This is a genomic window from Caballeronia sp. LZ008, assembly GCF_031451435.1.
Lineage (GTDB): Bacteria > Pseudomonadota > Gammaproteobacteria > Burkholderiales > Burkholderiaceae > Caballeronia > Caballeronia zhejiangensis.
The window spans coordinates 347,561-371,690 of record NZ_JARUXK010000003.1 but is presented as its reverse complement, the minus strand read 5'-3'; the positions used below and the strand labels follow the sequence as shown (position 1 = coordinate 371,690).

General features: G+C 62.7%; 24 protein-coding genes. 13 read left to right on the top strand and 11 right to left on the bottom strand.

The annotated features are described in order from the left end of the window. The 3 genes from QCE49_RS20830 to QCE49_RS20820 form a co-directional block, all read right to left on the bottom strand. Complete coding sequence (locus QCE49_RS20830; protein WP_008347709.1) at window positions 1-876, bottom strand: branched-chain amino acid ABC transporter permease; 876 nt, start codon at window positions 874-876, stop codon at window positions 1-3. Window positions 877-989: 113 nt separating this feature from the next. Then, complete coding sequence (locus QCE49_RS20825; protein ID WP_409017358.1) at window positions 990-2,228, bottom strand: ABC transporter substrate-binding protein; 1,239 nt, start codon at window positions 2,226-2,228, stop codon at window positions 990-992. 196 nt (window positions 2,229-2,424) lie between these two features. After that, a complete protein-coding gene (locus QCE49_RS20820; protein WP_250457184.1) occupies window positions 2,425-3,321 on the bottom strand; it encodes a LysR family transcriptional regulator in 897 nt (298 codons plus the stop codon). Between the two features lie 92 nt (window positions 3,322-3,413). Between QCE49_RS20820 and QCE49_RS20815 the strand changes: the two genes are divergently transcribed. From QCE49_RS20815 to QCE49_RS20795, 5 genes are all read left to right on the top strand, one after another. Then, window positions 3,414-4,190 (top strand): NAD(P)H-dependent oxidoreductase, encoded by a 777-nt coding sequence (locus QCE49_RS20815; protein ID WP_250457183.1) that lies wholly within the window; start codon window positions 3,414-3,416, stop codon window positions 4,188-4,190. Window positions 4,191-4,249: 59 nt separating this feature from the next. Further along, complete coding sequence (locus QCE49_RS20810; protein WP_008347701.1) at window positions 4,250-4,876, top strand: glutathione S-transferase family protein; 627 nt, start codon at window positions 4,250-4,252, stop codon at window positions 4,874-4,876. A gap of 15 nt (window positions 4,877-4,891) precedes the next feature. Then, window positions 4,892-5,527 carry a glutathione S-transferase family protein gene (locus QCE49_RS20805; protein WP_175980593.1) on the top strand — a complete coding sequence of 212 codons (636 nt, stop codon included), beginning with the start codon at window positions 4,892-4,894 and terminating at the stop codon, window positions 5,525-5,527. 120 nt (window positions 5,528-5,647) lie between these two features. After that, a complete protein-coding gene (locus tag QCE49_RS20800) occupies window positions 5,648-7,291 on the top strand; it encodes an acyl-CoA synthetase (RefSeq protein ID WP_250482008.1) in 1,644 nt (547 codons plus the stop codon). A gap of 14 nt (window positions 7,292-7,305) precedes the next feature. Then, the gene (locus QCE49_RS20795; protein WP_008347695.1) at window positions 7,306-8,085 is read left to right on the top strand and encodes an enoyl-CoA hydratase; all 780 of its coding nucleotides are present in this window, start codon (window positions 7,306-7,308) and stop codon (window positions 8,083-8,085) included. A 3-nt stretch (window positions 8,086-8,088) separates the two neighbouring features. On the opposite strand, the gene QCE49_RS20790 is transcribed toward QCE49_RS20795, so the two are convergent. After that, the gene (locus QCE49_RS20790) at window positions 8,089-8,478 is read right to left on the bottom strand and encodes a DUF779 domain-containing protein (RefSeq protein WP_033536247.1); all 390 of its coding nucleotides are present in this window, start codon (window positions 8,476-8,478) and stop codon (window positions 8,089-8,091) included. A gap of 56 nt (window positions 8,479-8,534) precedes the next feature. Then, a complete protein-coding gene (adh, locus tag QCE49_RS20785) occupies window positions 8,535-10,055 on the bottom strand; it encodes an aldehyde dehydrogenase (RefSeq protein WP_250457182.1) in 1,521 nt (506 codons plus the stop codon). 552 nt (window positions 10,056-10,607) lie between these two features. Here adh and QCE49_RS20780 point away from each other — a divergent pair. After that, complete coding sequence (locus QCE49_RS20780) at window positions 10,608-12,005, top strand: OFA family MFS transporter (protein ID WP_250457181.1); 1,398 nt, start codon at window positions 10,608-10,610, stop codon at window positions 12,003-12,005. Between the two features lie 21 nt (window positions 12,006-12,026). Beyond that, entirely contained in the window at window positions 12,027-12,164 is a 138-nt protein-coding gene (locus QCE49_RS20775) for a hypothetical protein (RefSeq protein WP_008347687.1), read from the top strand. Window positions 12,165-12,246: 82 nt separating this feature from the next. Here QCE49_RS20775 and QCE49_RS20770 read toward each other — a convergent pair whose 3' ends face one another. After that, window positions 12,247-12,546: a type II toxin-antitoxin system RelE/ParE family toxin gene (locus tag QCE49_RS20770; RefSeq protein WP_250457180.1), complete on the bottom strand. Its 300-nt coding sequence runs from the start codon at window positions 12,544-12,546 to the stop codon at window positions 12,247-12,249. Beyond that, window positions 12,543-12,686, bottom strand: a complete 144-nt coding sequence (locus QCE49_RS20765) for a type II toxin-antitoxin system ParD family antitoxin (RefSeq protein WP_250457179.1) — start codon at window positions 12,684-12,686, stop codon at window positions 12,543-12,545. Before QCE49_RS20765 ends, QCE49_RS20770 begins: the two co-directional genes overlap by 4 nt. 384 nt (window positions 12,687-13,070) lie before the next feature. Between QCE49_RS20765 and QCE49_RS20760 the strand changes: the two genes are divergently transcribed. Continuing rightward, window positions 13,071-13,376: a high-potential iron-sulfur protein gene (locus QCE49_RS20760; protein ID WP_250457178.1), complete on the top strand. Its 306-nt coding sequence runs from the start codon at window positions 13,071-13,073 to the stop codon at window positions 13,374-13,376. A gap of 7 nt (window positions 13,377-13,383) precedes the next feature. On the opposite strand, the gene QCE49_RS20755 is transcribed toward QCE49_RS20760, so the two are convergent. After that, complete coding sequence (locus QCE49_RS20755; RefSeq protein ID WP_175980585.1) at window positions 13,384-13,869, bottom strand: DUF4019 domain-containing protein; 486 nt, start codon at window positions 13,867-13,869, stop codon at window positions 13,384-13,386. A gap of 173 nt (window positions 13,870-14,042) precedes the next feature. Between QCE49_RS20755 and QCE49_RS20750 the strand changes: the two genes are divergently transcribed. After that, window positions 14,043-14,915, top strand: a complete 873-nt coding sequence (locus QCE49_RS20750; protein ID WP_250457177.1) for an endonuclease/exonuclease/phosphatase family protein — start codon at window positions 14,043-14,045, stop codon at window positions 14,913-14,915. Here QCE49_RS20750 and QCE49_RS20745 read toward each other — a convergent pair. The 3 genes from QCE49_RS20745 to QCE49_RS20735 form a co-directional block, all read right to left on the bottom strand. Next, the gene (locus QCE49_RS20745) at window positions 14,912-15,979 is read right to left on the bottom strand and encodes a M14 family metallopeptidase (protein WP_008347675.1); all 1,068 of its coding nucleotides are present in this window, start codon (window positions 15,977-15,979) and stop codon (window positions 14,912-14,914) included. The two genes, QCE49_RS20750 and QCE49_RS20745, sit on opposite strands and share 4 nt — an antisense overlap. Before the next feature lie 9 nt (window positions 15,980-15,988). Further along, window positions 15,989-17,182 (bottom strand): M20 aminoacylase family protein, encoded by a 1,194-nt coding sequence (locus QCE49_RS20740; protein ID WP_250457176.1) that lies wholly within the window; start codon window positions 17,180-17,182, stop codon window positions 15,989-15,991. Between the two features lie 95 nt (window positions 17,183-17,277). Continuing rightward, a complete protein-coding gene (locus QCE49_RS20735) occupies window positions 17,278-18,174 on the bottom strand; it encodes a LysR substrate-binding domain-containing protein (RefSeq protein WP_250457175.1) in 897 nt (298 codons plus the stop codon). 180 nt (window positions 18,175-18,354) lie between these two features. Here QCE49_RS20735 and QCE49_RS20730 point away from each other — a divergent pair, with 180 nt between their 5' ends. The 4 genes from QCE49_RS20730 (at window position 18,355) to QCE49_RS20715 (ending at window position 24,047) form a co-directional block, all read left to right on the top strand. Further along, entirely contained in the window at window positions 18,355-19,671 is a 1,317-nt protein-coding gene (locus QCE49_RS20730; protein WP_008347670.1) for an MFS transporter, read from the top strand. Between the two features lie 657 nt (window positions 19,672-20,328). Next, the gene (locus QCE49_RS20725) at window positions 20,329-20,787 is read left to right on the top strand and encodes a (2Fe-2S)-binding protein (protein WP_008347667.1); all 459 of its coding nucleotides are present in this window, start codon (window positions 20,329-20,331) and stop codon (window positions 20,785-20,787) included. Window positions 20,788-20,797: 10 nt separating this feature from the next. Further along, window positions 20,798-21,805, top strand: a complete 1,008-nt coding sequence (locus QCE49_RS20720; protein WP_284508340.1) for a xanthine dehydrogenase family protein subunit M — start codon at window positions 20,798-20,800, stop codon at window positions 21,803-21,805. A gap of 10 nt (window positions 21,806-21,815) precedes the next feature. Continuing rightward, entirely contained in the window at window positions 21,816-24,047 is a 2,232-nt protein-coding gene (locus tag QCE49_RS20715) for a xanthine dehydrogenase family protein molybdopterin-binding subunit (protein ID WP_250457174.1), read from the top strand. Window positions 24,048-24,130 lie beyond the last annotated feature (83 nt).

Below are 24,130 nucleotides of genomic sequence, written 5' to 3'. Positions count from 1 at the left end.
TTAGCGCCGTCCGAGAAAGCCTTGCGGCCGCACATATACGACGAGCACGAGCAGCAGCAGCGCGGGCAATGGCCGCAGCGTCGGCGAGATGAGGTACGCCGTGACGGTCTCCAGATAACCCACGACATACGCGGCCATCAACGAGCCCGACACGCTGCCCAGGCCGCCGAGCACGACGATGGAAAACGCGCTCGCCGTGAGCTGTCCGGTGTTGTTCGTGCTCACGCCAAGGAACGATGCGAGCAGCACGCCCGCGATGCCCGCGAGCACACCGTAGATGGTCCACGCGAGCAGATAGATATTCGACAACTCGAAGCCGAGCAGCGTGAGACCGCGCGGATTCATCGACGCCGCGAGCAGCGCCTTGCCCGCCTTCGTGCGATTCACGAAGAGCCACAGCAATCCGATCACGACCCAGCACACGACCGCGATCATAATCTCGTTATAGGGCACGCGCACGCCCGCGACGCTCGCGACGCCGGGAATCAGCGGACGCATCGTGATGGGGTTATCGGAGAAGAGATACGCCATGCCCTGCTGGATCATGATGCCCCAGAGCAGCGTGCCCGTGAGCACGAAGATCTCTTTCTCTTCACGCGGGATCGCAGTCGAGCGTTGAATGGGCCGCACCACCATGAAATAGGTGACGTATGCGGCAATCATCCCGCAGACCACGCCGAGCGGCGTGCCGAGATAGGTGCCCAATCCGGCTTCGCCCGCGAGCGCCCAGCCGAGCAGCGCGGATACCAGCATCACGCCGCCATGCGCGAGATTGAGCACGCCGGATACGCCGAATATCAGCGTGAAGCCGATCGCGCCGAGCGCGTAGAGCGAGCTGATCGCGAAGCCATCGATGAGTATTTGCAGTGGCAACATAGCGGCCCTTTATGTCTTCCATGTCGATGCCAACGTGGAACCGGTCCCCGCAACATGCGCCGCAAGGCGCGCGCTATCGGCAGCGCACGCGCGTCGCGACGACGCAAACGCGCTTAGTTCGCGGCTGCCTGCACCTTCACGAAGGCCGGAAACTTGACCTTTGCGTTCGCCACCGACTTCGGCCATATCGCCACTTGCTTGCCGTTCTGCCATTGCAGGTTGATGCCGGTGATATAGCCTTCGCCGTACTTCAACGCGTGCGTGAACTGATCGTTCTTGCCGTAGAACTGCCAGCGTCCGATGGTGCCGACATAGTCGGTCTTTTCGAGCGCATCGACCATCTTGTCGGGATCGGTCGAGCCTTGATTGCGATGAATCGCATCCGCGATGATGTACACGAGGTCATAGCTCGTGAAGCCGTCATACGCGGGCGATACGCCGGCAAAGTGCTTCTGATACGACTCGACGAAGGGCACGGTCTTCGGCGTCAACGCGACGCCCGGCGCCGCCGCCGATGCGGTGATCACACCTTCGGTCGCGCCGTTGGTGTCCTTCCAGAAGCTCGTGGTCGTCGCTTGCGAGCTTTGCCCCGACATCGGAATCGGCACTTGCTGATCGTGCCACTGGACGGTCGGCTGCACGCCGACATGGCTGATGCCCGTCGTGATCGTGTCCGGATGCTTCGCTTCGATCTGGTTGAAGATCGGCGTGAAGTCCGACGTGTCCGGATTGAAGCGGATGTGATCCAGCACCTTGAGGCCCGCTTTCGGCAGGCACTCGAGGTAGCGCTCGTCGAGCGGCTTGGTCCACGCGGCGTCCTCGCTCATCACGACGGTCGTCTTCATCTTGAACTCGACGACAAGCACGTCATGCGAGAAATCGCAGATCGATTGCGCGATGAACGCAGACGTCATCCAGCCGTGGAAGGTGTACTTGTAGTGATCGTAGTCGTCATGCACGCGCTTCGAGATTTCGTTGCTCGCCGCGCCCGGCGTGATGAAAGGCATCTTCAGGCGCGCGGACCATGGCTCCATCGCGAGCGCGACTTCGCTGATGTAGCTGCCGATGATCGCGACTACCTTGTCCTGACTCGCGGCGCGCTGAAAGGCACGCACGCCGTCCGATGCCGACGAGTGATCGTCATACGCGATGATCTGGATTTGCCGGCCATCGACACCGCCCTTCGCGTTGATCTCCTCCGCTGCGAGTTGCGCGGCCTTGCTGATCGAAGCGCCCGCCACCGCGGACTCTTCGCTGATGACGCCGATCCTGATCGGCTCCCCTGCCGCGTGCGCCGTGACCGTGAGACTCAAGGCCGCCATCGCCGTACCCGTTGCAATGACGGTACTCATTCCCCGCCACGTCTTGCGCTTTGACATCATCAGTCTCCTCTGTGTATTCGATCGTGGAGCGACGCCAGCCAGACACATGACACATGCAGCAATTAAGGATTTGCCGACAAACAGTAGCACTCGCCTTTCGAGCACTGAATCAGTAATAACGATAAAGACGATCATGCGAAAAGATCATCAATGCAGCGTCATTCTTTCAAACAGCTTGCGCGATGAACTCACGCAGCCATCGATGCGCAGGATCGCGATGCACGCGTTCATGCCAGTACATCGACATCTCGTAGCCGGGCACGTCGACGGGCGGCGCGACGATGCGCAACTCCGGCCAGCGCTTCGCGAGCCTCGCCGGTTGCATCGAAACCAGATCGGTCGTCGCGAGCACGGAGCGCACGAAGAGGAAGTGCGGCACCGACAGCGCGACGTGCCGCTTCATGCCGAACGTTGCGAGCGTGTCATCCGTCGGGCCGAAGAATCCGCCGCCATCGGGCGACACGATCACATGCTCCAGTGCGCAGAACTGCGCGAACGTCGGACGCCGCTTCAATCGCGGATGATCCTTGCGTCCCACGAGCACATAGCTTTCCGTGAAGAGCGCTTGCTGATGAAAATTGGCCATCTCGGGCGATGTGATGTGAAACGCGAGATCGATCTCGCCGTTCTCCGCCTGCTTCGCAAGACGCGGCGGCAACATCTCCAGCACGGCGATCCGCGTGTGCGGCGCGGCGGCGCGCAAGCCGCTCAACGCAGGCAGCAGCACGGTCGATTCGCTGTAGTCAGTGGCGGCGATGCGCCATGTGTTGTCGGCGATGGCGGGATCGAACGCGGCTTCCGGCGACACCGCGCGTTCGAGCGATGCCAGCGCTTCGCGCAACGGCTCCCGCAGACTTTCCGCTCGCGCTGTCGGGCGCATGCCACGCGGGCCGGGCAACAGCAGAGGATCGCCGAAGATGTCGCGCAGCTTCGACAGATGCACGCTCACGGAAGGTTGCGAAAAATGAAGGCGCTCGGCTGCACGCGTGACGTTCTGTTCGGCAAGCAAAACGTCGAGCGTGAGAAGCAAGTTCAGATCGAGCCTTCTCAAGGTATTAGTCATGGCAATTCCTGCAATTTCAGATATTCATTTCCAATATACCCGAGAGGCTCTTAAGCTGGTCTCCATTCCAGAAACGAAGTGGAGAAAGCCTCATGAATGTGCTGATCGTGTATGCCCATCCGGAACGCCGCTCGCTGAACGGCGCCATCAATGATTTCACCGTAGAGCGTTTGCGCGCGAACGGCCATAGCGTGCAAGTCTCCGACCTGTATGCAATGAACTGGAAGGCGCCGCTCGATGCGAACGACGTGCGCGACCGCAAGGCCGATACGCCGTTTCACGCGAGCCTCGATTCGAAGCACGCGTTCGAAAACGGCCTGCAAAGCCGCGACATCGAGCTGGAGCAGGACAAGCTGCGCTGGGCCGACGCGCTGATCCTGCAATTTCCGATGTGGTGGTTCTCGATGCCCGCGATCATGAAGGGCTGGGTCGAGCGCGTCTATGCGTACGGCTTCGGCTACGGCGTCGGCGAGCATTCGGACACGCATTGGGGCGACCGCTACGGCGAAGGTCTGATGGCGGGCAAGCGCGCGATGATCGTCGTCACGACGGGCGGTTGGGAATCGCATTACAGTCCGCGCGGCATCAACGGACCCATCGACGATATTCTCTTTCACATCCAGCACGGCATGCTTTTTTATCCAGGCTTCGATGTGCTGCCGCCGTTCGTTCTCTATGAAACGCATCGCATGGATGAAGCGCGCCTGCAAGCCACATACGATGCGCTCGGCCGGCGTCTCGACGGTCTCTGGGACGATGCGCCCATTGCATTCCGCAAGCAGAATCACGGCGACTACGCGATTCCTCAGCTCACGCTGCGCGACGAACTCGCAGCCGGAAAGACCGGTTTCGCGGCGCACATCGACTGAGGCAAAACGCGAAACACAGCTAAGATGGATCCTTCGACAAGTACGGAGGAAGACATCGAATGCTGACGATCTGGGGCCGGGCCAACTCGGTCAATGTGCAGAAAGTGCTGTGGTGCTGCGATGAACTGGGGCTCGCGTACGAGCGCATCGACGCGGGCCTGCAATTCGGGCGCAACAACGAGCCCGACTATCTCGCGATGAACCCGATGGGCCGCGTGCCCACGCTCGTCGACGGCGACTTCGTGCTGTGGGAGTCGAACTCGGTCATTCGCTATCTCGCGATGCAATACGGCGGTGCCAGCACGCTCTATCCCGCCGAGCCGAAAGTGCGCGCGAGCGCGGACCGCTGGCTCGACTGGACGCTTTCGACCCTGCAACCCGCCGAACGTCCGGTTTTCTGGGGCTATATCCGCACGAGTGCCGCGGATCGCGATGCGCAGCAACTCGCTGCCGCCGCGAGCGAGGTGGAAAAGCTCTGGCGCGTTATCGATGCGCATCTGAAGGGCCGCGACTATCTCGAAGGCAACACGTTCACGCTCGCCGATCTCGTCGTTGCCGCGTATGCGCGCCGCTGGTTCGGCATCGCGGAGCTGGTTCGCCCCGCGCTTCCCGAACTCGAACGCTGGTATGTGGGCATCACGCAGCGTCCGGGCTTCGCGCGTCACGTCTCGCCTGCGTTGACCTGAACGGGACGGATTGCCATGACCATCGAACTGCATACATGGAACACGCCCAACGGACGCAAGATCAGCGTCGCGCTGGAGGAAATGCAACTGCCGTACACTGTGAAAACGGTGAACATCACGAAGGGCGAGCAGCATACGCCTGAGTTTCTGCGCATCAGCCCGAACAATCGCATTCCGGCGATCGTCGATCCGGACGGACCCGACGGCCAGCCGATCAGCGTGTTCGAGTCCGGCGCGATCCTGCTCTATCTCGGCGAGAAGACGGGCAAGTTTCTGCCCGCGAGTTTGCGCGATCGCGTGCCCGTGCTCGAATGGCTGATGTGGCAGATGGGCGGCTTCGGCCCGATGCCAGGACAGGTGCATCACTTCCGCATGGTCGAAGCGGAAAGCGACCGGCGTTATGGTTTGAAGCGCTATTCCGACGAAACGCGCCGCCTGTACGGCGTGCTCGACAAGCGCCTCGCGCAAGTGGAATGCGTCGCGGGCGATATGTCCGTCGCCGATTTCGCGATTCTCGGCTGGGCGTGGCGGCATGAACGTCATCAGGTTTCGCTCGATGATTACCCTAACGTCAAGCGCTGGTACGAGGCGCTTTTCGCGCGCCCGGGCGTGAAGCGGGGCTTCGAAGTCAAGCTCGACGATCTCGGCTGATCAGGGCAAACCATGAGTCGGAGCGTCAGGCTAACGTAAGTTGCGCGCGTGATAACGATCTTCTAAGAAACGTGAGCGACACTGACGCCATCCGATAGATTCGCGCCCGAGGAGACAATCATGACCGCCAGCATGTACGACGATGGCCTTCCCAAAACTGCCGCCAACTACGCGGCGCTGACGCCACTCATGTTCATCGAGCGCGCGGCGTCCGTATATCCGACGCTTCCCGCTATCGTGCACGGCGATGTCCGGCGCAACTGGGCCGACACCTACGCGCGCACGCGGCGGCTCGCATCGGCGCTGGCGGCACGCGGCATCGGCCTCGGCGATACCGTCGCCGCGATGCTGCCGAACACGCCCGAAATGGTCGAAGCGCACTTCGGCGTGCCGATGACGGGCGCCGTGCTCAACACGCTCAACACGCGGCTCGACGCCGCCACGCTCGCGTTCATGCTCACGCACGGCGAAGCGAAGGCGGTGCTCGTCGATCGCGAGTTCTCGGACGTGATGCGCCGCGCGCTGAAAGACGTGCCGCAGGACGTGCTGGTCATCGATGTCGACGATCCGCAGTACGCGGGCGCGGGCGAGCGCATCGGCGAAATCGAATACGAAGCGCTGCTCACGAGCGGCGATCCCGCATACGAATGGTCGCCGCCATCCGACGAGTGGAACGCAATCTGTCTGAATTACACGTCGGGCACGACAGGCAATCCGAAGGGCGTCGTGTATCACCATCGCGGCGCGTATACGAATGCGGTGAGCAATATCCTCGAATGGGACATGCCGAAGCATGCCGTGTACTTGTGGACGCTGCCCATGTTCCATTGCAACGGCTGGTGCTTTCCGTGGACCGTCGCCGCGCGCGCGGGCGTGAACGTGTGCCTGCGCCGCGTCGATGCGAAGACCATCTTCGATCTGATTCGCAGCGAGCGCGTCACGCATTATTGCGGCGCGCCGATCGTGCAGAACCTGCTCGTCAACGCGCCCGACGACATGAAGACCGGCTTCGATCAGAAAGTCCATGCGATGGTCGCGGGCGCCGCGCCGCCCGCCGCGATGATCGAAGGCATGGAGCGCATGGGCTTCGAACTGACGCATGTGTACGGGCTCACGGAAGTTTATGGCCCGGCCACGGTCTGCCCGCAGCAGGCCGCATGGAGCGCGCTCCATATCGGCGAGCGCGCGCGAATGAATGCGCGGCAAGGCGTGCGCTATCACTTGCAGGATGCGGTCACGGTGCGCGATCCGATATCGATGGAACTCGTGCCTTCCGATGGCGAGACCATCGGCGAGATCATGTTCCGCGGCAACATCGCGATGAAGGGTTATCTGAAGAACGCGGCCGCGACCGAAGAAGCGTTTCGCGGCGGCTGGTTCCATACCGGCGATCTCGCCGTCGCGTATCCGGACGGCTATGTACGCATCAAGGATCGCAGCAAGGACATCATCATCTCGGGCGGCGAGAACATATCGAGCATCGAAGTGGAGGACGTGCTGTACCGGCATCCGGCGGTGCTTGCCGTCGCGGTCGTCGCGAAGCCCGATACGCGCTGGGGCGAGACGCCCTGCGCTTTCGTCGAATTGAAAAGCGGCGCGCACGCGAGCGCGGAAGAGTTGATCGCGCATTGCAAGAAGCATCTCGCCGGCTTCAAGGTGCCGCGCGCGATCGAGTTCTGCGAACTGCCGAAGACATCGACGGGAAAGATCCAGAAGTTCGAGTTGCGCAAGCGCGCGGGGTCCGTCACCGCGATCGACGTCTGATGGAGACCACGACAATGAGCGAACTCGTTCTGATCGAACGCGATGCGTATGACATCAAGGGTGCCGTCAGGCTCACGCTGAATCGGCCCGATGCGTTCAATGCCTTATCTGAATCGATGCTCGAAGCGCTCGAACGCGCATTGAAGGACATCGCCGAATCAGATGCGCGCGTGGTCGTGCTCGCAGGAGAAGGCCGCGCGTTTTGCGCCGGGCACGATCTCAAAGAGATGCGTGCGGAGCCCGCGCTCGATTACTATCGCGAGCTTTTCGCGCACTGCTCGCGCATCATGCTGACGATCCAGCGCATGCCGCAGCCCGTTATCGCGCGCGTGCAAGGCATCGCGACGGCGGCGGGTTGTCAGCTCGTCGCGATGTGCGATCTCGCGGTCGCATCGAGCGAAGCGCGTTTCGCGGTATCGGGCGTGAATCTCGGGCTCTTTTGCGCGACGCCGAGCGTGGCGCTGTCTCGCAACGTATCGCGCAAGGCCGCGTTCGAAATGCTCGTCACCGGCGAGTTCATCGATGCGGCCACCGCGCGCGAACGCGGCCTCGTGAATCGCGTCGCATCGCCTGGCGAACTCGACGATACCGTGCGCACGCTCGCTGCGACCATCGCCGCCAAGCCGCGCGAAGCGGTCGCGGCGGGCAAGGGCTTGTTCTATCGGCAACTCGAAACCGGCATCGAAGCGGCATACGCGCTCGCATCGGAAACGATGGCCTGCAACATGATGCACGACGCCACGCTCGAAGGCACGCAAGCCTTCATCGAAAAGCGCGCGCCGCGCTGGAAATGACGCTCAGCTCACGTGCTCGACCGGATGCCTGTCGAGCCACGCGTTCTCTTCGTCGCTATACAGACGCGAGCGCGTAAGAAAGCGCAAACCGCTCGGGCGTTCCAGCGAAAACATGCCGCCATTGCCCGGCACGGCATCGATGATGAGCTGCGTATGCTGCCAGTACTCGTACTGCGATTCGGTCATGTAGAACGGCACGCCGCCGATCGCGCCGAGCTTCACGTCCGAGCCGCCGACCATGAATTCGCTGACTGGAAAGCACATCGGCGCGCTGCCGTCGCAGCATCCGCCGGATTGATGAAACAGCACCTCGCCATGCTCGGCCTTGAGCCTTTCGATCAAGTCGATGGCGGCGGGCGTCGCGGTCACGCGCTGCACTTCCTGTTCGCTCATGATGTCCCCGTCGGTTTGATCGGCCGCCGCGGGAAGCAGCGGCGGCCTCACACGCTTTAGAAGAAGCCGAGCGGCTTGTCGCTATAGCTGACGAGCATGTTCTTCGTCTGCTGATAGTGGTCGAGCATCATCTTGTGATTCTCACGGCCGATGCCCGATTGCTTGTAACCGCCGAACGCCGCGTGCGCCGGATACGCGTGATAACAGTTGGTCCACACGCGTCCCGCCTGAATCGCGCGGCCGAAGCGATACGCCCGCGTGCCGTCGCGCGTCCACACGCCCGCGCCGAGACCGTACAGCGTGTCGTTCGCGATCTCGAGCGCTTCTTCCTCGGTCTTGAACGTCGTCACCGAAAGCACCGGCCCGAAGATTTCCTCCTGGAAGATACGCATCTTGTTGTGGCCTTTGAAGACCGTCGGCTTGACGTAATAGCCGTTCTTCAGTTCGCCGTCGAAGGTGTTGCGCTCGCCGCCGGAGAGGCACTGCGCGCCTTCCTGCTTGCCGAGATCGATGTACGACAGGATCTTCTCCAGTTGCTCCTGCGAAGCCTGCGCGCCGATCATCGTCTTCGTATCGAGCGGATGGCCCTGCGCGATCGCCGCGACGCGCTTGAGCGCACGTTCCATGAAGCGCTCGTAAATCGATTCCTGCACGAGCGCGCGCGACGGGCACGTACACACTTCGCCCTGATTCAGCGCGAACATCGTGAAGCCTTCGAGCGCCTTGTCGAAGAAGCTGTCGTCGGCGTTGAGCACGTCTTCGAAGAAGATGTTCGGGCTCTTGCCGCCCAGTTCCAGCGTCACCGGAATGAGGTTCTGGCTCGCGTACTGCATGATGAGTCGGCCCGTCGTGGTCTCGCCGGTGAAAGCGATCTTCGCGATGCGCTTGTTCGATGCGAGGGGCTTGCCCGCTTCCAGACCGAAGCCGTTGACGACATTGAGCACGCCCGGCGGCAAGAGGTCTTCGATGATTTCGAGCAGCACGAGAATCGACGCGGGCGTCTGCTCGGCCGGCTTCAGCACGACGCAGTTGCCGGCCGCGAGCGCGGGCGCGAGCTTCCATACGGCCATCAGGATCGGGAAATTCCACGGAATGATTTGCCCGACGACGCCAAGCGGCTCGTGGAAGTGATACGCGACCGTATCGTGATCGATCTCCGAAATGCCGCCTTCCTGCGAACGCGCGGCGCTCGCGAAATAGCGGAAGTGATCGATCGCGAGCGGAATGTCGGCGGCCATCGTCTCGCGCAGCGGCTTGCCGTTATCGATCGATTCGGCCAGCGCGAGACGCGACAGGTTCTGCTCCATGCGATCGGCGAGCTTCAGCAGCAGATTCGCGCGATCGGTGACGGAGGTTCTGCCCCACGACGTCTTCGCTGCGTGCGCTGCGTCGAGCGCGGCTTCGATGTCGGCTTCGCGCGAACGCGGAATCGACGTGAACGGCTCGCCGGTGATCGGCGAAATATTGTCGAAATACTCACCGCCCGTCGGCGGCACCCACTTGCCACCGATGAAGTTGCCGTACTGCTTCTTGTACGGATATTCGGTGCTCAGGAACTGCATCTCCGCGTGATTCATTTCTATGTGCTCCTCGCATGTCGACGTGAACGGGCCGGCACTGCCGATGTCCGGCGCCGGTCGCTTCTGTTTGCGAGTTCCATGCCATCGCGCGCGGCACGATGCGACGCCCGCGCGAGCCGCATCGTCATGCGGTTTCGCGGCACATCGTCAGGGTTTGTACGAGGGCGATGGGACCTGTTCACATTCAGAACACCTGCCCCGCTCTGTAGCGATGCGGTACAGCGGCATCGGCGGACGTCATCGCCTCCGCAATGCGCGCGGAGCGTGGCGCAAACCACAGACACGCTGCGGGCAAACGCTTATGGCACGAGTGTTCATATTGCAAAGGGCATCGCAGTTGTCTATGGTCATGCCCAACCGTGGCAAAGCGTCGCATCTATATGTGGTTCCATCGCATGTGAGCGGCGCGAAATGGCCTTGCGAGCGCGCGATGCGGACCGTATCGCCGAGCGCATGACCACGGCGGGCTGCTGTCCGGCGACCCCGGACGGCACGTCAAAGTAAACGATGTGCGCGCACGTGCATGCATGACGCGCCACGGAGACCACAATGAACAGCACAATCAATCAAGGGGCCGCCCACGGCCCGACAAATTTCTTTTCCAAGGAGGCGACCATCGCCCGGCCCGGATTCTCGCGCTGGATGGTGCCGCCCGCCGCGCTGGCTGTTCATCTGTGCATCGGGCAGGCATATGCGTTCTCGGTGTTCAATGCGCCGCTCACGAAGGTTATCGGTATCACGAAGTCCGCGCCGGATGACTGGTCGCTGACCACGCTCGGCTGGATTTTCTCGCTCGCGATCGTGTTTCTGGGCTTGTCGGCGGCATTCGCGGGCAAGTGGCTGGAAAAAGTCGGCCCGCGCCGCACGATGTTCACCGCGGCCTGCTGCTTCGGCGGCGGCTTTCTCGTCTCGGCGCTCGGCGTCTATCTGCATCAGATCTGGCTGCTGTATCTCGGCTATGGCGTGATCGGCGGCATCGGGCTCGGGCTCGGCTATGTGTCGCCGGTTTCGACGCTGATACGCTGGTTTCCGGACCGTCGCGGCATGGCGACCGGCATGGCGATCATGGGCTTCGGCGGCGGCGCGATGATCGCGGCGCCCGGCTCCGTCGCGCTGATGAACCACTTCAAGAGCGCGACGAGCTCGGGCGTTGCCGAGACGTTCCTCGTGCTCGGCGTGCTCTATTTCACCTCGATGACGATCGGCGCGCTCGCGATCCGCATCCCGCCGGCGGACTGGAAGCCGGCTGGCTGGACGCCGCCCGCGACGTCCAACAAGATGATCACGAAGAACCACGTGCATATCGATCAGGCGCTGAAGACGCCGCAGTTCTATCTGTTGTGGCTCGTGCTGTTCCTGAACGTGACGGCCGGCATCGGCGTGCTCGGCCAGGCGTCGGTGATGATTCAGGAAAGCTTCAAGGCGTCGATCACGGCGGGCGCGGCGGCGGGCTTCGTCGGGCTGCTGTCGCTCTTCAACATGGGCGGGCGATTCGCGTGGGCGTCGGCGTCGGACTGGATCGGCCGCAAGAATACGTACTTCGTGTTCTTCACGCTCGGCGCGGTGCTGTATTTCCTTGTGCCGCAATTCGCGGGCTCCGGCAATATCGCGCTTTTCGTGTTGGCGTACGGCATCATCCTTTCGATGTACGGCGGCGGCTTCGCGACGATTCCCGCGTATCTCGCCGACATGTTCGGCACGGCTTTCGTCGGCGGCATTCACGGCCGGCTTCTCACCGCGTGGGCGGCGGCGGGCGTCGCGGGTCCGGTGCTCGTCAACTACGTGCGCGCGTTCCAGGTTTCGCACGGCGTCGTGGGCGCAGAGGCGTACACGATGACGCTGCATATCATGGCGGCGCTGCTGGTGATCGGCTTCGTCTGCAATCTGCTCGTCTCGCGCGTGCATGAGAAGCATCACATGAACACGTCGGCGCAGACCGCAATCTAGGAATCAACGAGGAGATCCGCGATGAATGACCGCATCGAAACTCAGCAAGTGCATCCGTCGAACAAGGGGTTGCTCCTGGTGTTCTGGGCCTACGTGCTGATTCCGCTCGCATGGGGCGTGACCAATACGCTCTCGCAGGCCGTCAAGCTGTTCCAGTAATTCTGTAGGTGAAGTCCACGCGCGCCGGATGGCCGATGTTTGAATCGGCTCACGGCGCGCGTTTTGTTTCTTGACGTCAATGCTATTCGGCTTCGTCGAGACGAGCGGGCAAATCCATCTGATGGAGAACGCGCACGATCTGGATCGTGTCCGCGGCCTCCTTGAAGAAAAGCACGTGCATTCCGACGAGCGCCTTGCGATAACCGGGCCGGACGTGTTCTGCGGACAGGCTGCGTTGTCTGCCCTTACCGAGTCCGGTGACTGTGTCCTGAATCATGCGCAGATAGCGCTCCGCCTGAGCCGGCCCCCACTTCTCGAACGTGTAGTCCCAGATGCCGTCCAGATCCTGGACGGCGGCAGGCGTGAATACGCACTGCCTCACCGAGCGGACTTGCGCTTGCGAGCGATGAAGGCATCGAAATCCAGCGGCTTAGCGGGGCCGGAGTGCTCGCCGGCTTCGAGCGCCGAGCGCAACGCATCGAGCTTCGCTTCCTGTTCGCCAGCGACGGGGACGTCGTGCACCGATGCTTCCGGAATGCTCAGTGCCCGCGATCCTCCACCTTGTTCAAGCTGCGGCGCGCGAGGACGCTCATGAAAAGCGTGCCGCACACAAGCGCTGCCATATAAACGCCGGCCATCATCCAGTCGAGTTCACTCACGGTTGTTCTCCTTCGAATTGATCCGCGGCCGGGGCGCCGCAGGGGTGATCCACACGATTGCAACTACGTTCTGGCCTGATTTACGGCACGCGCCCGCAAAGGTTTAGCGCGATGCAATGAACGACGTTGGCGGCGCGATGACCGAGGAAACCGACCGCTCGTTCGATTCGCCAACGTGGGCGTATCGTTCGACTAGCGCCCGAGAGCGCGCGACGACATCCCACATACGAACAACCGGTCCACGACAATGAACACGTCCCGCCGCAACTTCATGGTTGTCAGCATCGGCGCGGGCACGGCGCTATGGCTCTCGCGAGCACGCGCCGATGCGCCGCACTTAAGCGAATCCGATCCGGCGGCGGTCGCCGTCGGCTATAAGGAGAACGCCGCGAAAGTGGACAAAGCGAAGTACCCGAACTTCGCGGCCGATCAAACCTGCGCGAACTGCTCGCTGTATCAGGGCAAAGCGAGCGATGCCTGGGGCGGTTGCACGCTCTTCGGCGACAAGCTGGTAGCCGGCAAAGGATGGTGCGCGTCGTGGACGAACATGTGACGCGGCTTCAGCGCACCGAATAGCCGACGAAACGCCAGACCTTGTCCGAGTCGAGAATGAAGGTCACCATTTCTCGCGACGACTGACTCGCCTGGCCGAACTGAGTGTCGAAGAGAATGTTGATGTACGCGCCCGCGGGCATGTTGCCCGTGCCGTCATAACGGTAGTGCTTGACGCCCATCGGCATGCGCAGTCCCGGCGCGCCGAGCGGCGAACGGTCGCGCGCGACCTTCTTCATGAAGTCGTCGCGGGAAATGATCTGCTTTGCGATGGGCGAGGCTTGGTCCCACACGTCGCCCGCCCGGTTTTGATCGATCAACGCGATGATCTGCGACGCAACCTGCGCGATGTCCTGATCCTGTTTGTCGAGCGCGGCCTGCTGCTCCTTCGTGAGCGAACGAGTCGTCGAAGATTGAGTTTCCTGAGCGTGGCACGCAATGCTGCTCGATATCAGCAGGAACGCAGCCAGCGAAAAACGGATGCTTGCTTTCATGATTCGGACGACGTGAGGTTCTTTGGCGCCGATTGTATCGCCGCCCACGCTGCCTACGGTAAGAAATACTTATTTTCAGAATTTGGCAGTTCCGGCGTCCGTTGCCGGGCAAGCACACGCCTTGCTGCCGGAATAGCGAACGTCAACATCCGACGCTACCGTCGAGGTTCACCATGCGACTCGTCGACTGGAACATCCAATGGGGACGCGGCGTGGATGGCCGCGTCGATCTCACGCGCATCGTCGCCGAGGCGAAAGCCCTGCACGACTTCGACGTCCTCTGTCTGCAGGAAGTGACGCGCGGCTTTCACGAAAGCGAGCAGGCCGGCGGACTCAAAGGCGGCCCCGGTGCCGACCAGTTCGCCGAGCTCGAAGCGCTGATTCCCGGCGCGACGGTCATCGACGGAATCGGCTCCGATCTTCCGCCAGTCGGTGCGGGCATCGCGCGCCGTCAGTTCGGCAACGCGATCGTGAGCCGTCTGCCGGTGCGCCAGGTGTTGCGCCATTCGCTGCCGTGGCCTGCCGATCCCGCGAAGCCGTCGATGCTTCGCGTCGCGCTCGAAGCCGTCATCGAGACCGACGTCGGACCGTTGCGCATCGTCAGCACGCATCTCGAGTTCTATTCGGAGAAGCAACGTCTCGCACAAGTCGCGCGTCTGCGCGAGCTTCACGCCGAAGCGTGCGCGCACGAGCGTCAGCCCGCGAAGGCCGAGAGTCAGGCGAGCCCGTTCGCCGATACCGCGCGGCCCGTGTCCGCCATCGTCTGCGGCGACTTCAACAGCGCGTTCGATGGATCGGCGTATCGCGCGATGCTCGAACCGATTGCCGATGCGCCCGCGTTCGTCGATGCATGGACTTGCGCGCATCCGAACGAGCCGCGCGCGGCCACCGTCGGCCTGTACGATCGCGACCAGTGGCCCGATGGCCCGTTCGCATGCGACTTCATCTTCGTGAGCGAAGACCTGAAGGCGCGCATCGCCGGATGCGAAGCGGATCAGTCGAGCCGTTCATCGGATCATCAGCCGATGTGGCTCGAACTGCATTAAGCGCCCTCTTCGCGCGACAACCCGTATAGCGCCTGCAACACGGCAGCGCGCGCCTGACCCGCGATCATGCCGCGCCAGATATCGTCGTCGATGTAGAAGGCCGCGCGAATCTGGCGGCGAATGCCGGCTTTCAATGCGTCGGGCGCATCGGGATGATGACGCACCCAGACGTCCGCGCGCAGCATGTCGAGCATGTCGGTGAGCGGCACCGTTCCGTACTCGATCGCGATCGATGCGATCGCCGCATGGGCGCACGTCTGCCGCAACGTATCGAGCAACGGACCGGCTACATCGGCCGCGATCGACGTGCCATCCGACGGACTCGTCACGTCCGCGCCCCACCAGCGCCGCGCACGCGCGACATCGCCGACGCATATCTTCGCGCCGAAGCCGCTCGGCCCGAGTCCCGTATGAAAATCGATCCAGCCGATCGCCGTGCACGTCTCGCCGTATTCCGCGAGCAGATTGCGCATGGTGCGCGTGCTCCACGCCGTTTCCGCGCCGCCATAGAACATGCCTTGCGCATGCGTGTACTGACCGGTTGTGACCGCTTGCTGATAAGCCCATTGTCCATGCCTGCCGATATACGCGCGAATCGCCGCGATATTCGCTTCGTCGGGCGGCCAGCTCGTGGGAATCAGCAAGTCGTGCAGTTCCGCGTAGCCGGGATTCTGCGGCAACGGCGCATCGAAATTCACGCTGTTGCGATTCAGATCGACATTGCCCTCCGTCGTGCGGCTCAGATAGGAAAAGCCATACGGATTGATCGCATGAACGAGCAGCATTGCGACGTCGAGCTTGTCCATCAACGCCGGCAATACTTCGTCGCGCATCAACGCGATCTGCGCGCCCGAGCCGCAAAAGCCTTCGACGCCGTGCGTGCCGGACGTGAGCACGAGCAGGCGCTTTGCATCTTTGGGACCGATGCGAACGACATCGGTTGCGAGCGTCTCGCCTTCCAGACCATCGAAGCCTTCGAGCACGCGCGTATCGACAGCGAGTTTTCGCGCGGCGGCGGTATCGAGAAATCTCTGGCGCGCTTCGCGATACGTCGATGAAAACATGTCGCCTCCTCAGACGCGTGCGAGAAACTTCTCGACGAGCCGCACCCAATACGTCGAGCCTAGCGTGAGTACATCGTCGTTGAAATCGTAGCTGCTGTTATGCAGCATGCAGGGTCCGATTCCGTGACCGTGATCGCGATGCGCGCCCAGTCCATTGCCGATATACGCATAGCAACCGGGACGCTCCATCAGCATGTACGAGAAGTCCTCCGCGCCCATCGTCGGATCGACGTTCGTGTTCACTTTGTCCGCGCCGGCGACATCGCGCATCACGCCGAGTGCGAAGTCCGTTTCCGCTTGCGTGTTCACCGTCGGCGGATAGTTGCGTACGAAACTGACTTCGGCCTTGCAGCGATACGCGGCCGCCGTCGCCGCGACGATCTCCTTCATGCGCGTCTCGATGAGATCGAGCACGTCGACGGAAAACGTGCGAACGGTCCCCGCGAGCGTCGCGGTCGTCGGGATCGCGTTGACCGCGTGGCCTGCCTGCATGCGCGTGATCGAGAGCACGGCGGCGTCGATCGGCCGCTTGTTGCGCGTCACGATGCTCTGCAGGCCCGTGCCGATCTGCAGCGCGGTGAACACGGGATCGACGCCATCGTGCGGAATCGCCGCATGCGCGCCCACGCCTTCGATACGAATCTCGAACTCGTTGCTCGATGCCTGCGTCGCGCCGACGCGCGCACCGAATCCGCCCGCCGGCATGCCCGGCCAGTTGTGCAGCGCGAACACGGCATCGACCGGAAAGCGCTCGAACAAGCCATCTTCGATCATCGCTTTCGCGCCGCCGCCGCCTTCTTCGGCAGGCTGAAAGATGAAGACGACGGTGCCGTCGAAGTCGCGATGCTTCGCGAGATATTGCGCCGCGCCGAGCAGCATCGCGGTGTGTCCGTCGTGACCGCACGCATGCATCTTGTTCTCGTGGCGCGATGCGTGCGCGAACGTGTTCAGCTCGGGAATGGGCAACGCGTCCATGTCGGCGCGCAGGCCGATCGCACGTTTGCTCGCGCCTTTCCTCAACACGCCGACGACGCCCGTCTTGCCGAGTCCGCACGTCACTTCGATATCCCACCTTTCGAGCTTCCGAGCGACGAGCTCCGCCGTGCGCGCTTCTTCATAGCAGAGTTCGGGATGCGCGTGGATATCGCGGCGAATGGCCTGAATCTCGTCGCGCGACTGCGCGATCTCGGGAATGATCGACATGCTTTCCTCTTGCGTTGTTGAGTGACCGAAGCATTGTCGATGGCCGCAATTCACAGGGAAAGCTGATATTCCTTGTCCGTGACTTAAGGAAAGCTTTAGCTTTCACTCGGCTCGATCGCGCCGTGCGAACGCATCCGTATGCGTTCCTGCACGATGCTCATCACCGCGTGACGATCGTGGATCTTGCGCTCCAGCATGCCGACGACACGGCGCGGCGTGTTCTTCGCAAGCGATATCACGCGCAATGCGGGATCGCTCGCCCAGGAGCCGTATTCGAGCAACGGCACGACCGAGACGCCCGCATCCTGCCGCACGAGCTCGACGATCACTTCGAGGGAATTGAGTTCGAGGAACTCGTTCACCGCGAGGCGATTGTGCTTCAACGCGCGATCGATCAGCGCGCCGGTGCGCTGCGCGCGATCGAAGCGCAGAAACGGACGGCTCGCCAGCATCTCGGCGGCATTCGCGGCCACGGCGCCCGGCGAACCGATCGCGACGAGCGGTTCCGAATAGAGCGGCGTCCAGTTGAGGCTCGCCGGCGTCTTGCCCGCCATCTCGACGATCACCGCCGCATCGATCTCGCCCGCCTCGACTTGCGGCGCGAGCGCGAGCGCCTTGCCGGTGAAGAGCCGCACATCGAGCCGTGGATACCGACCTTTCAATTCGGTGACGACGGATGCGAGCGCGCCCATCGCCGAATCGACCGCGCCGATGGAAACCGATCCGGCGATTTCATCATCGAGACCGGTGAGACGCATGCTGTCGTACAGGGCGACGATGCGCTCCGCTTGCGGCAACACCTGCTTGCCGATGCTCGTCAGCCGGTTCGTGCGCCCGACGCGATCGAACAGCGGCCGCTTCAGATCGTCTTCGAGCGACTGCATCTGCATGCTGACGGCGGCCTGCGTGAGCGCGACTTTTTCCGCGGCGGCGGCGAAAGAACCGTAACGCGCGACAGCGATAAACGTGCGCAAAAAGCGGATATTGCTCATCGTGCGTGAGGGTTATCCCGGATCGTTCGATCAGGTTTGCTTGTGTGTCAGTTCAGAAATTCTATATTTTCTTATTTCAACTCGGCGTAATGTTTGCGTGTTGCAGCGGCTCGCTCCGTTCGAAGCGAGTCATCCGAGAAGCGGATGTCGTCAACGAGAAAACCTCATGGAGTACATTCGATGAGCACCGTACTACCTGCAGCGCACGCGGCCGAACAAAACGCCGCATCGAATCTTTCCGGCCGACGAGCGATCGTCGTATCGACCATCGGCAACGCGCTCGAATGGTTCGACTTCATGGTTTACGGCTTCTTCGCCGTCATCATCGCCAAGCTGTACTTTCCCGCAACGAATCCCACTATTTCGCTACTCGCGACTTGGGCGACTTTCGGCGTCGGCTTTCTGACGCGTCCGCTCGGCGGCATCGTCTTGGGCGCGGTCGCGGATCGCGTCGGACGCAAATCAGCGCTCACGCTCACGATTTCGCTGATGGCGGTCGGCATCGCGATCATCGCGTTCGCGCCGACATATGCGGCAATCGGCATCGCCGCGCCCTTGCTGATGCTGCTCGGCCGCCTGATTCAGGGCTTCTCCGCAGGCGGCGAAGTCGGCTGCGCGACGGCGTTTCTCGTCGAATACGCGCCCGCCAACAAGCGCGGTTATTTCGGCAGCTTCCAGATGGTCGCGCAGGCCGCCGCGAGTCTCGCCGGCTCGTTTTTCGGCGCCGTGCTCACGCGCACGCTGAGTCCCGAACATCTGAATAGCTGGGGCTGGCGCATTCCGTTCGTGATCGGTCTTCTGATCGTGCCCGTCGGCCTGTATCTGCGCTCGAAGCTCGATGAATCGCCGGTCTTCGTCGAGAAGGCGCAAAAGAACGAACTGAGCACACGCCCGATCCGCGATACCGCCACGAAACACTGGATGTCCGTGCTCGCTGGCTTCGGCCTGACGGTGTTCGGCACCATCGGCACGTACATCTTCCTGCTGTATCTGCCGACGCACGCTACGCGCGTGCTGCACATGGCGCTCACCGACGGCCTCATCAGCTCGACGATCGGCGCGCTCGTCTATCTCGTATGCTGTCCGATATTCGGCCGGCTCTCGGACCGTATCGGCCGCAAGAAGCTGATGGCGACCGCGCTCACGCTGTCGCTCGTCACCGCATATCCGATCTTCGCCGTGCTCACCGCGCATCCGAGCCTGCCGATGCTGATCGTGTGTCAGGCGCTTTTGATGACTTATCTCGGCATCTTTCAGGGCTGCTATCCCGCGTTCATCTCCGAGTTGCTTCCTTCGAGCGTGCGTTCGACCGGCATCTCGGTGAGCTACAACGTCGCGGTGATGATCTTCGGCGGCTTCGCGCCCGCGATCGTGCAATGGCTCACGATGACCACGGGCGATCCGCTGTCGATCTGCTACTACGTGATCTTCGGCAGCGCGGTCGCGCTCGTGACGATCTTCCCGCTGCGCGACCGATACAGCGAGGCGCTGCGGTAAGTTCGCTGCATCCCGTTCCCAAAGGAAGGAGAATGGACGGCCCGCATGGAAGTCCCGCACGCTTAAGTCTGATTTAAGGAAGCGCGCTTAATCTGAAGTCTGACCGACCCACCCTCCTTCCGGCCGCGCAAGCGGCCATTTTTTTTGGAGCGACGCGATGCAGATGATTCTCCGCATGATCGTGATCCTCGTCGTGCTCGTTCTCTTCACGACGGTCGGCGTGTCCATCCTTTCCGTTTTCGCGCGCGGCCTGATTTCGCACTGAAGGCTTTCATCGGCTGCGGGCATGCTTCGTGCCCCTTCAGAATCTCGCGGCCCGCGCGGGCTTTCGATCGAGAAAGTTTCGCGGCGGATGCCTATACTGGCTGAGTGTCGTCTTTCGCCGCATTGCCGGCGCACGAAAGTCCTGCGCCGCCGCGCAGACCCTTTTCGCCGCCGTTCCTCCGCGCCACCGGCGCGCGACACGCTTCGCCGCATCTTCGCCTCTCTCATGTTCCGCCGCTTCATCGCCGCATTCGTGCAGCAGCTTGCTGCGCAATTCCAGGAGATTGCCCGATGCCACAACGTCCCATCCCCCAATCGAAAACCACGCACGCCGATACACCGAACAAGACGCTTCAAGCCGCACCCGCAGGCGACTCGACCGTCAGCTTCACCATGACCGTCAACGGCCGCAGCGAAACGCTTTCCCTCGACCCCCGCACCACGCTTTTAGATGCATTGCGCGAGCATCTTCATTTGACCGGCACGAAGAAAGGCTGCGATCACGGCCAATGCGGCGCATGCACCGTTCATGTGAACGGACGCCGCGTGAACTCGTGTCTGTGCTTCGCCGCCGCGTGCGAGGGCGACACCGTCACGACCATCGAAGGCATCGGCGAAATCGAGGCACTGCATCCGTTGCAGGCCGCGTTCGTCGAATGCGACGGCTATCAGTGCGGCTACTGCACGGCCGGCCAGTTGATGTCGGCGGTCGCGCTGCTCGATGAACCGATCGGCCCGAGCGACGACGACGTGCGCGAAGCGATGAGCGGCAACCTGTGCCGCTGCGGCGCGTATCAGAACATCGTCAGCGCGATCCAGTCGGTGCGCGCGAACAAGCCGTCGTCGAAATAAGGAGAGCGACATGGATATGTTCCAGCTCTCTCGCGCGCGCGACATGCGCGACGCGATCAATGCGGGCGCGCTCGCGCATACCGCGCAGCAAGGCGCCGAAGTGCGCTTTCTCGCGGGCGGCACGACGCTGCTCGATCTCATGAAGCTCAACGTCGAGCGGCCGATGCGCGTCGTCGATATCAGCCGTTTGCCGCTCGACAAGATCGAGGAAACGAAGGACGGCGGCGTGCGTATCGGCGCGACTTCGCGCAACTCCGATCTCGCGCATCATCCGCTGATCCGCGATCGTTATGCGGTGCTGTCGCAAGCGGTGCTCGCGGGCGCGTCGGTGCAGTTGCGCAACATGGCGACGACGGGCGGCAACATCCTGCAGCGCACGCGTTGCGTGTACTTCCGCGATACGACCTCGCCGTGCAACAAGCGCGAGCCCGGCAGCGGCTGCTCCGCGATTCAGGGCTTCAATCGCATGATGGCGATCATGGGCACGAGCGAATCGTGCATCGCGAGCAATCCGTCGGACATGTGCGTCGCGTTGCAGGTGCTCGAAGCGACGATCCACGTCGAAGGCACGGGCGGCAAGCGCGCGATCCCCATCGACGAGTTCTTCCTGTTGCCGGGCACGACGCCCGATCGCGAGAACGTGCTCGATGCCGGCGATCTCGTCACGCATGTCACGTTGCCGCCGCCGGTCGACGGCGCGCGCTCGGCTTATCTGAAGCTGCGCGATCGCGCATCGTACGAGTTCGCGCTGGCGTCGGCGGGTGTCGTGATCGGCGTGAAGGACGGGCGCATCGAGCATGCGCGCGTCGCGCTCGGCGGCGTCGGCACGAAGCCGTGGCGCTCGCGCGAAGCGGAGAAGGAGCTGATGAACGCGACGCCCGATGAAGCCACGTTCAAACGCGCTGCCGATGCTGCGCTCGCCGATGCGAAGCCGCAAAGCGAGAACGGCTTCAAGGTCGAGTTGTCCAAGCGCTGCATCGTTCATACGCTCAAGCTCGTTACCACGCAAACTTCCTGAGGATCGCGACATGTCCACGGCGCCCGATATCAAACCGTCCGCATTCATCGGACGGCCTCAGTCGCGCATCGACGGACCGCTGAAGGTTTGCGGCCGCGCGACCTATACGACCGACGTCGATCTGCCCGGCATGCTCCATGCCGTGCCGGTCGGCAGCACCATCGCGAGCGGCAGGATCACGTCGCTCGAATTCGCCGCCGCGCAAGCGATGCCCGGCGTGAAGCTGATTCTTCATCGCGGCAATATCGGCCGCTTCTATCGCATCGCCGGCAACTCGATCGATACCGGCTACGTCGATGAAAACCGTCCGCCTTTCGAAGACGACATCATTCGCTATTACGGGCAGTATGTCGCGCTCGTCGTTGCGGAGACGTTCGAAGCGGCAAGCGCCGCGGCTGCCGCGGTCAAGGTCAGTTACGACAAGACGCCGCACGATGTAAGCGCAAAGCTCGATGCCGGCGACAAGCTCGATACACACAGCGAACGCGGCGATCCCGACAAGGCGTTCGACGATGCGCCCGTGAAGATCGATGAAACGTACGTGACGCCCGTCGAAACGCATAATCCGATCGAGCTGCACGCGACCATCGCGCACTGGAACGGCGAGAGCTACACGTTCTACGAAACGAGCCAGGCGGTCGCGAATCATCAGGGCACGCTAATGCAGATGATGGGCCTGCCGAAAGAGAAAGTGCGCGTGATTTCGCGCTATCTCGGCTCGGGCTTCGGCGGCAAGCTGTGGATGTGGCCGCATTCGCTGCTCGCCGCGGCCGCGACGCGCCAACTGGAGCGCCCGGTCAAGCTCGTGCTCTCGCGCAAGATGATGTTCCAGAACGTCGGGCACAGGCCGACCACGCAGCAGCGCGTGCGGCTCGCCGCGACGCAGGACGGCAAGCTCGTGTCGCTACGGCATGACTTCGTGAATCACGCGGCCATCGCCGACGATTACACGGAAGATTGCGGCGAAGCGACGCCTTCGATGTACAGCACGCCCAATCTGCGCGTGACGGGCGGCACGGTGAAACGCAATGTCGGCTCGCCGACGTCGATGCGCGGACCCGGCGCGGTGCCCGGCCTCTTCGCGCTCGAATCGGCGATGGACGAGCTGGCCATTGCGTTGAAGATGGATCCGGTCGAACTGCGCCTGCGCAACGAGCCCGAAGTGGATGAAAGCAGCGGCTTGCCGTTTTCGTCGCGGCATTTCGTCGAATGCCTGAAGACCGGTGCGGAGCAATTCGGCTGGTCGAAGCGCACGCCGGACGTAGGCTCGATGAAGCGCGACGGCCTCACGCTCGGCTGGGGCGTGGGCGCGTGCAGTTGGCCGGGGCTGCGCTTCTCGGCGGACGCGACGGTCGATCTTCGTGCGGACGGCACCGCGCGCGTCGCGTGCGGCACGCAGGATATCGGCACGGGCACGTACACGATCCTCGCGCAGATCGTCGCGGAACATACGGGCATCGCGCTCGACAAGATCGAAGTCGGCCTCGGCGATACGGCGCTGCCGCTCGGTCCTGTTTCGGGCGGATCGGCGGCGACGGCATCGGTGATTCCGGCGGTATCGGATGCGGTGCGCGAGGCGATCAAGACGCTGCTGGCGCGCGCCGCGAAGATCGAGGGATCGCCATTCGCGGGCGCGAAGGCCGACGAGCTTGCGATGAGCAACGGACATGTGCATCGCAAGAACGAAGCGCCGGAAAGCGGCGTGCCGTTCGCGCGCATTCTCGACGCGGCGAAACTGCATGCGGCATCGGGCAGCGGCAGCGCGAAAGGCGGCTTCGACGATCCGCTCAAGAAGGACTGGTCGATCCATTCGTATGGCGCGCATTTCGCCGAGGTGACGTGGGAGCCGGCGACCGCGCGCCTGCGCGTGAGCCGCGTCGTGACCGTGATCGATGCGGGCAAGATCCTGAATCCGCGCGCGGGGCGTAATCAGATCGAAGGCGCGGTCGTGATGGGCGTCGGCATGGCGCTTTTCGAGCACACGGTATACGACGAGCGAAGCGGCGCGCCGGTGAACAGCAGCCTCGCGGATTACGTCGTCGCGACCAATGCGGATACGCCGAAGATGGACGTCACGTTTCTCGATTATCCCGATACGGTCTTCAACGAACTGGGCGCGCGCGGCATCGCGGAGATCGGGCTGGCGGGCATCGCGGCGGCGATTACGGGTGCCGTGTATCACGCGACGGGCGTGCGTGTGCGAAAGCTGCCGGTGATGATCGAGGATTTGTTGAAGGCGTAGCGTCGGTCTCGTCGCGCTGTTCGAGCGGCCCGGTTTTTCGCGCGGTTTGTTTGCGCGGAGGCCGGGCCGATGCACTGAGAACG

Excerpts from the sequence above, each read along its gene's own strand:
- QCE49_RS20830 (WP_008347709.1), bottom strand. The coding sequence starts at position 876 with ATGTTGCCACTGCAAATACTCATCGATGGCTTCGCGATCAGCTCGCTC.
- QCE49_RS20825 (WP_409017358.1), bottom strand. The coding sequence starts at position 2,228 with ATGAGTACCGTCATTGCAACGGGTACGGCGATGGCGGCCTTGAGTCTC.
- QCE49_RS20820 (WP_250457184.1), bottom strand. The coding sequence starts at position 3,321 with ATGACTAATACCTTGAGAAGGCTCGATCTGAACTTGCTTCTCACGCTC.
- QCE49_RS20815 (WP_250457183.1), top strand. The coding sequence starts at position 3,414 with ATGAATGTGCTGATCGTGTATGCCCATCCGGAACGCCGCTCGCTGAAC.
- QCE49_RS20810 (WP_008347701.1), top strand. The coding sequence starts at position 4,250 with ATGCTGACGATCTGGGGCCGGGCCAACTCGGTCAATGTGCAGAAAGTG.
- QCE49_RS20805 (WP_175980593.1), top strand. The coding sequence starts at position 4,892 with ATGACCATCGAACTGCATACATGGAACACGCCCAACGGACGCAAGATC.
- QCE49_RS20800 (WP_250482008.1), top strand. The coding sequence starts at position 5,648 with ATGACCGCCAGCATGTACGACGATGGCCTTCCCAAAACTGCCGCCAAC.
- QCE49_RS20795 (WP_008347695.1), top strand. The coding sequence starts at position 7,306 with ATGAGCGAACTCGTTCTGATCGAACGCGATGCGTATGACATCAAGGGT.
- QCE49_RS20790 (WP_033536247.1), bottom strand. The coding sequence starts at position 8,478 with ATGAGCGAACAGGAAGTGCAGCGCGTGACCGCGACGCCCGCCGCCATC.
- adh (WP_250457182.1), bottom strand. The coding sequence starts at position 10,055 with ATGAATCACGCGGAGATGCAGTTCCTGAGCACCGAATATCCGTACAAG.
- QCE49_RS20780 (WP_250457181.1), top strand. The coding sequence starts at position 10,608 with ATGAACAGCACAATCAATCAAGGGGCCGCCCACGGCCCGACAAATTTC.
- QCE49_RS20775 (WP_008347687.1), top strand. The coding sequence starts at position 12,027 with ATGAATGACCGCATCGAAACTCAGCAAGTGCATCCGTCGAACAAGGGG.
- QCE49_RS20760 (WP_250457178.1), top strand. The coding sequence starts at position 13,071 with ATGAACACGTCCCGCCGCAACTTCATGGTTGTCAGCATCGGCGCGGGC.
- QCE49_RS20755 (WP_175980585.1), bottom strand. The coding sequence starts at position 13,869 with ATGAAAGCAAGCATCCGTTTTTCGCTGGCTGCGTTCCTGCTGATATCG.
- QCE49_RS20750 (WP_250457177.1), top strand. The coding sequence starts at position 14,043 with ATGCGACTCGTCGACTGGAACATCCAATGGGGACGCGGCGTGGATGGC.
- QCE49_RS20745 (WP_008347675.1), bottom strand. The coding sequence starts at position 15,979 with ATGTTTTCATCGACGTATCGCGAAGCGCGCCAGAGATTTCTCGATACC.
- QCE49_RS20740 (WP_250457176.1), bottom strand. The coding sequence starts at position 17,182 with ATGTCGATCATTCCCGAGATCGCGCAGTCGCGCGACGAGATTCAGGCC.
- QCE49_RS20735 (WP_250457175.1), bottom strand. The coding sequence starts at position 18,174 with ATGAGCAATATCCGCTTTTTGCGCACGTTTATCGCTGTCGCGCGTTAC.
- QCE49_RS20730 (WP_008347670.1), top strand. The coding sequence starts at position 18,355 with ATGAGCACCGTACTACCTGCAGCGCACGCGGCCGAACAAAACGCCGCA.
- QCE49_RS20725 (WP_008347667.1), top strand. The coding sequence starts at position 20,329 with ATGACCGTCAACGGCCGCAGCGAAACGCTTTCCCTCGACCCCCGCACC.
- QCE49_RS20720 (WP_284508340.1), top strand. The coding sequence starts at position 20,798 with ATGGATATGTTCCAGCTCTCTCGCGCGCGCGACATGCGCGACGCGATC.
- QCE49_RS20715 (WP_250457174.1), top strand. The coding sequence starts at position 21,816 with ATGTCCACGGCGCCCGATATCAAACCGTCCGCATTCATCGGACGGCCT.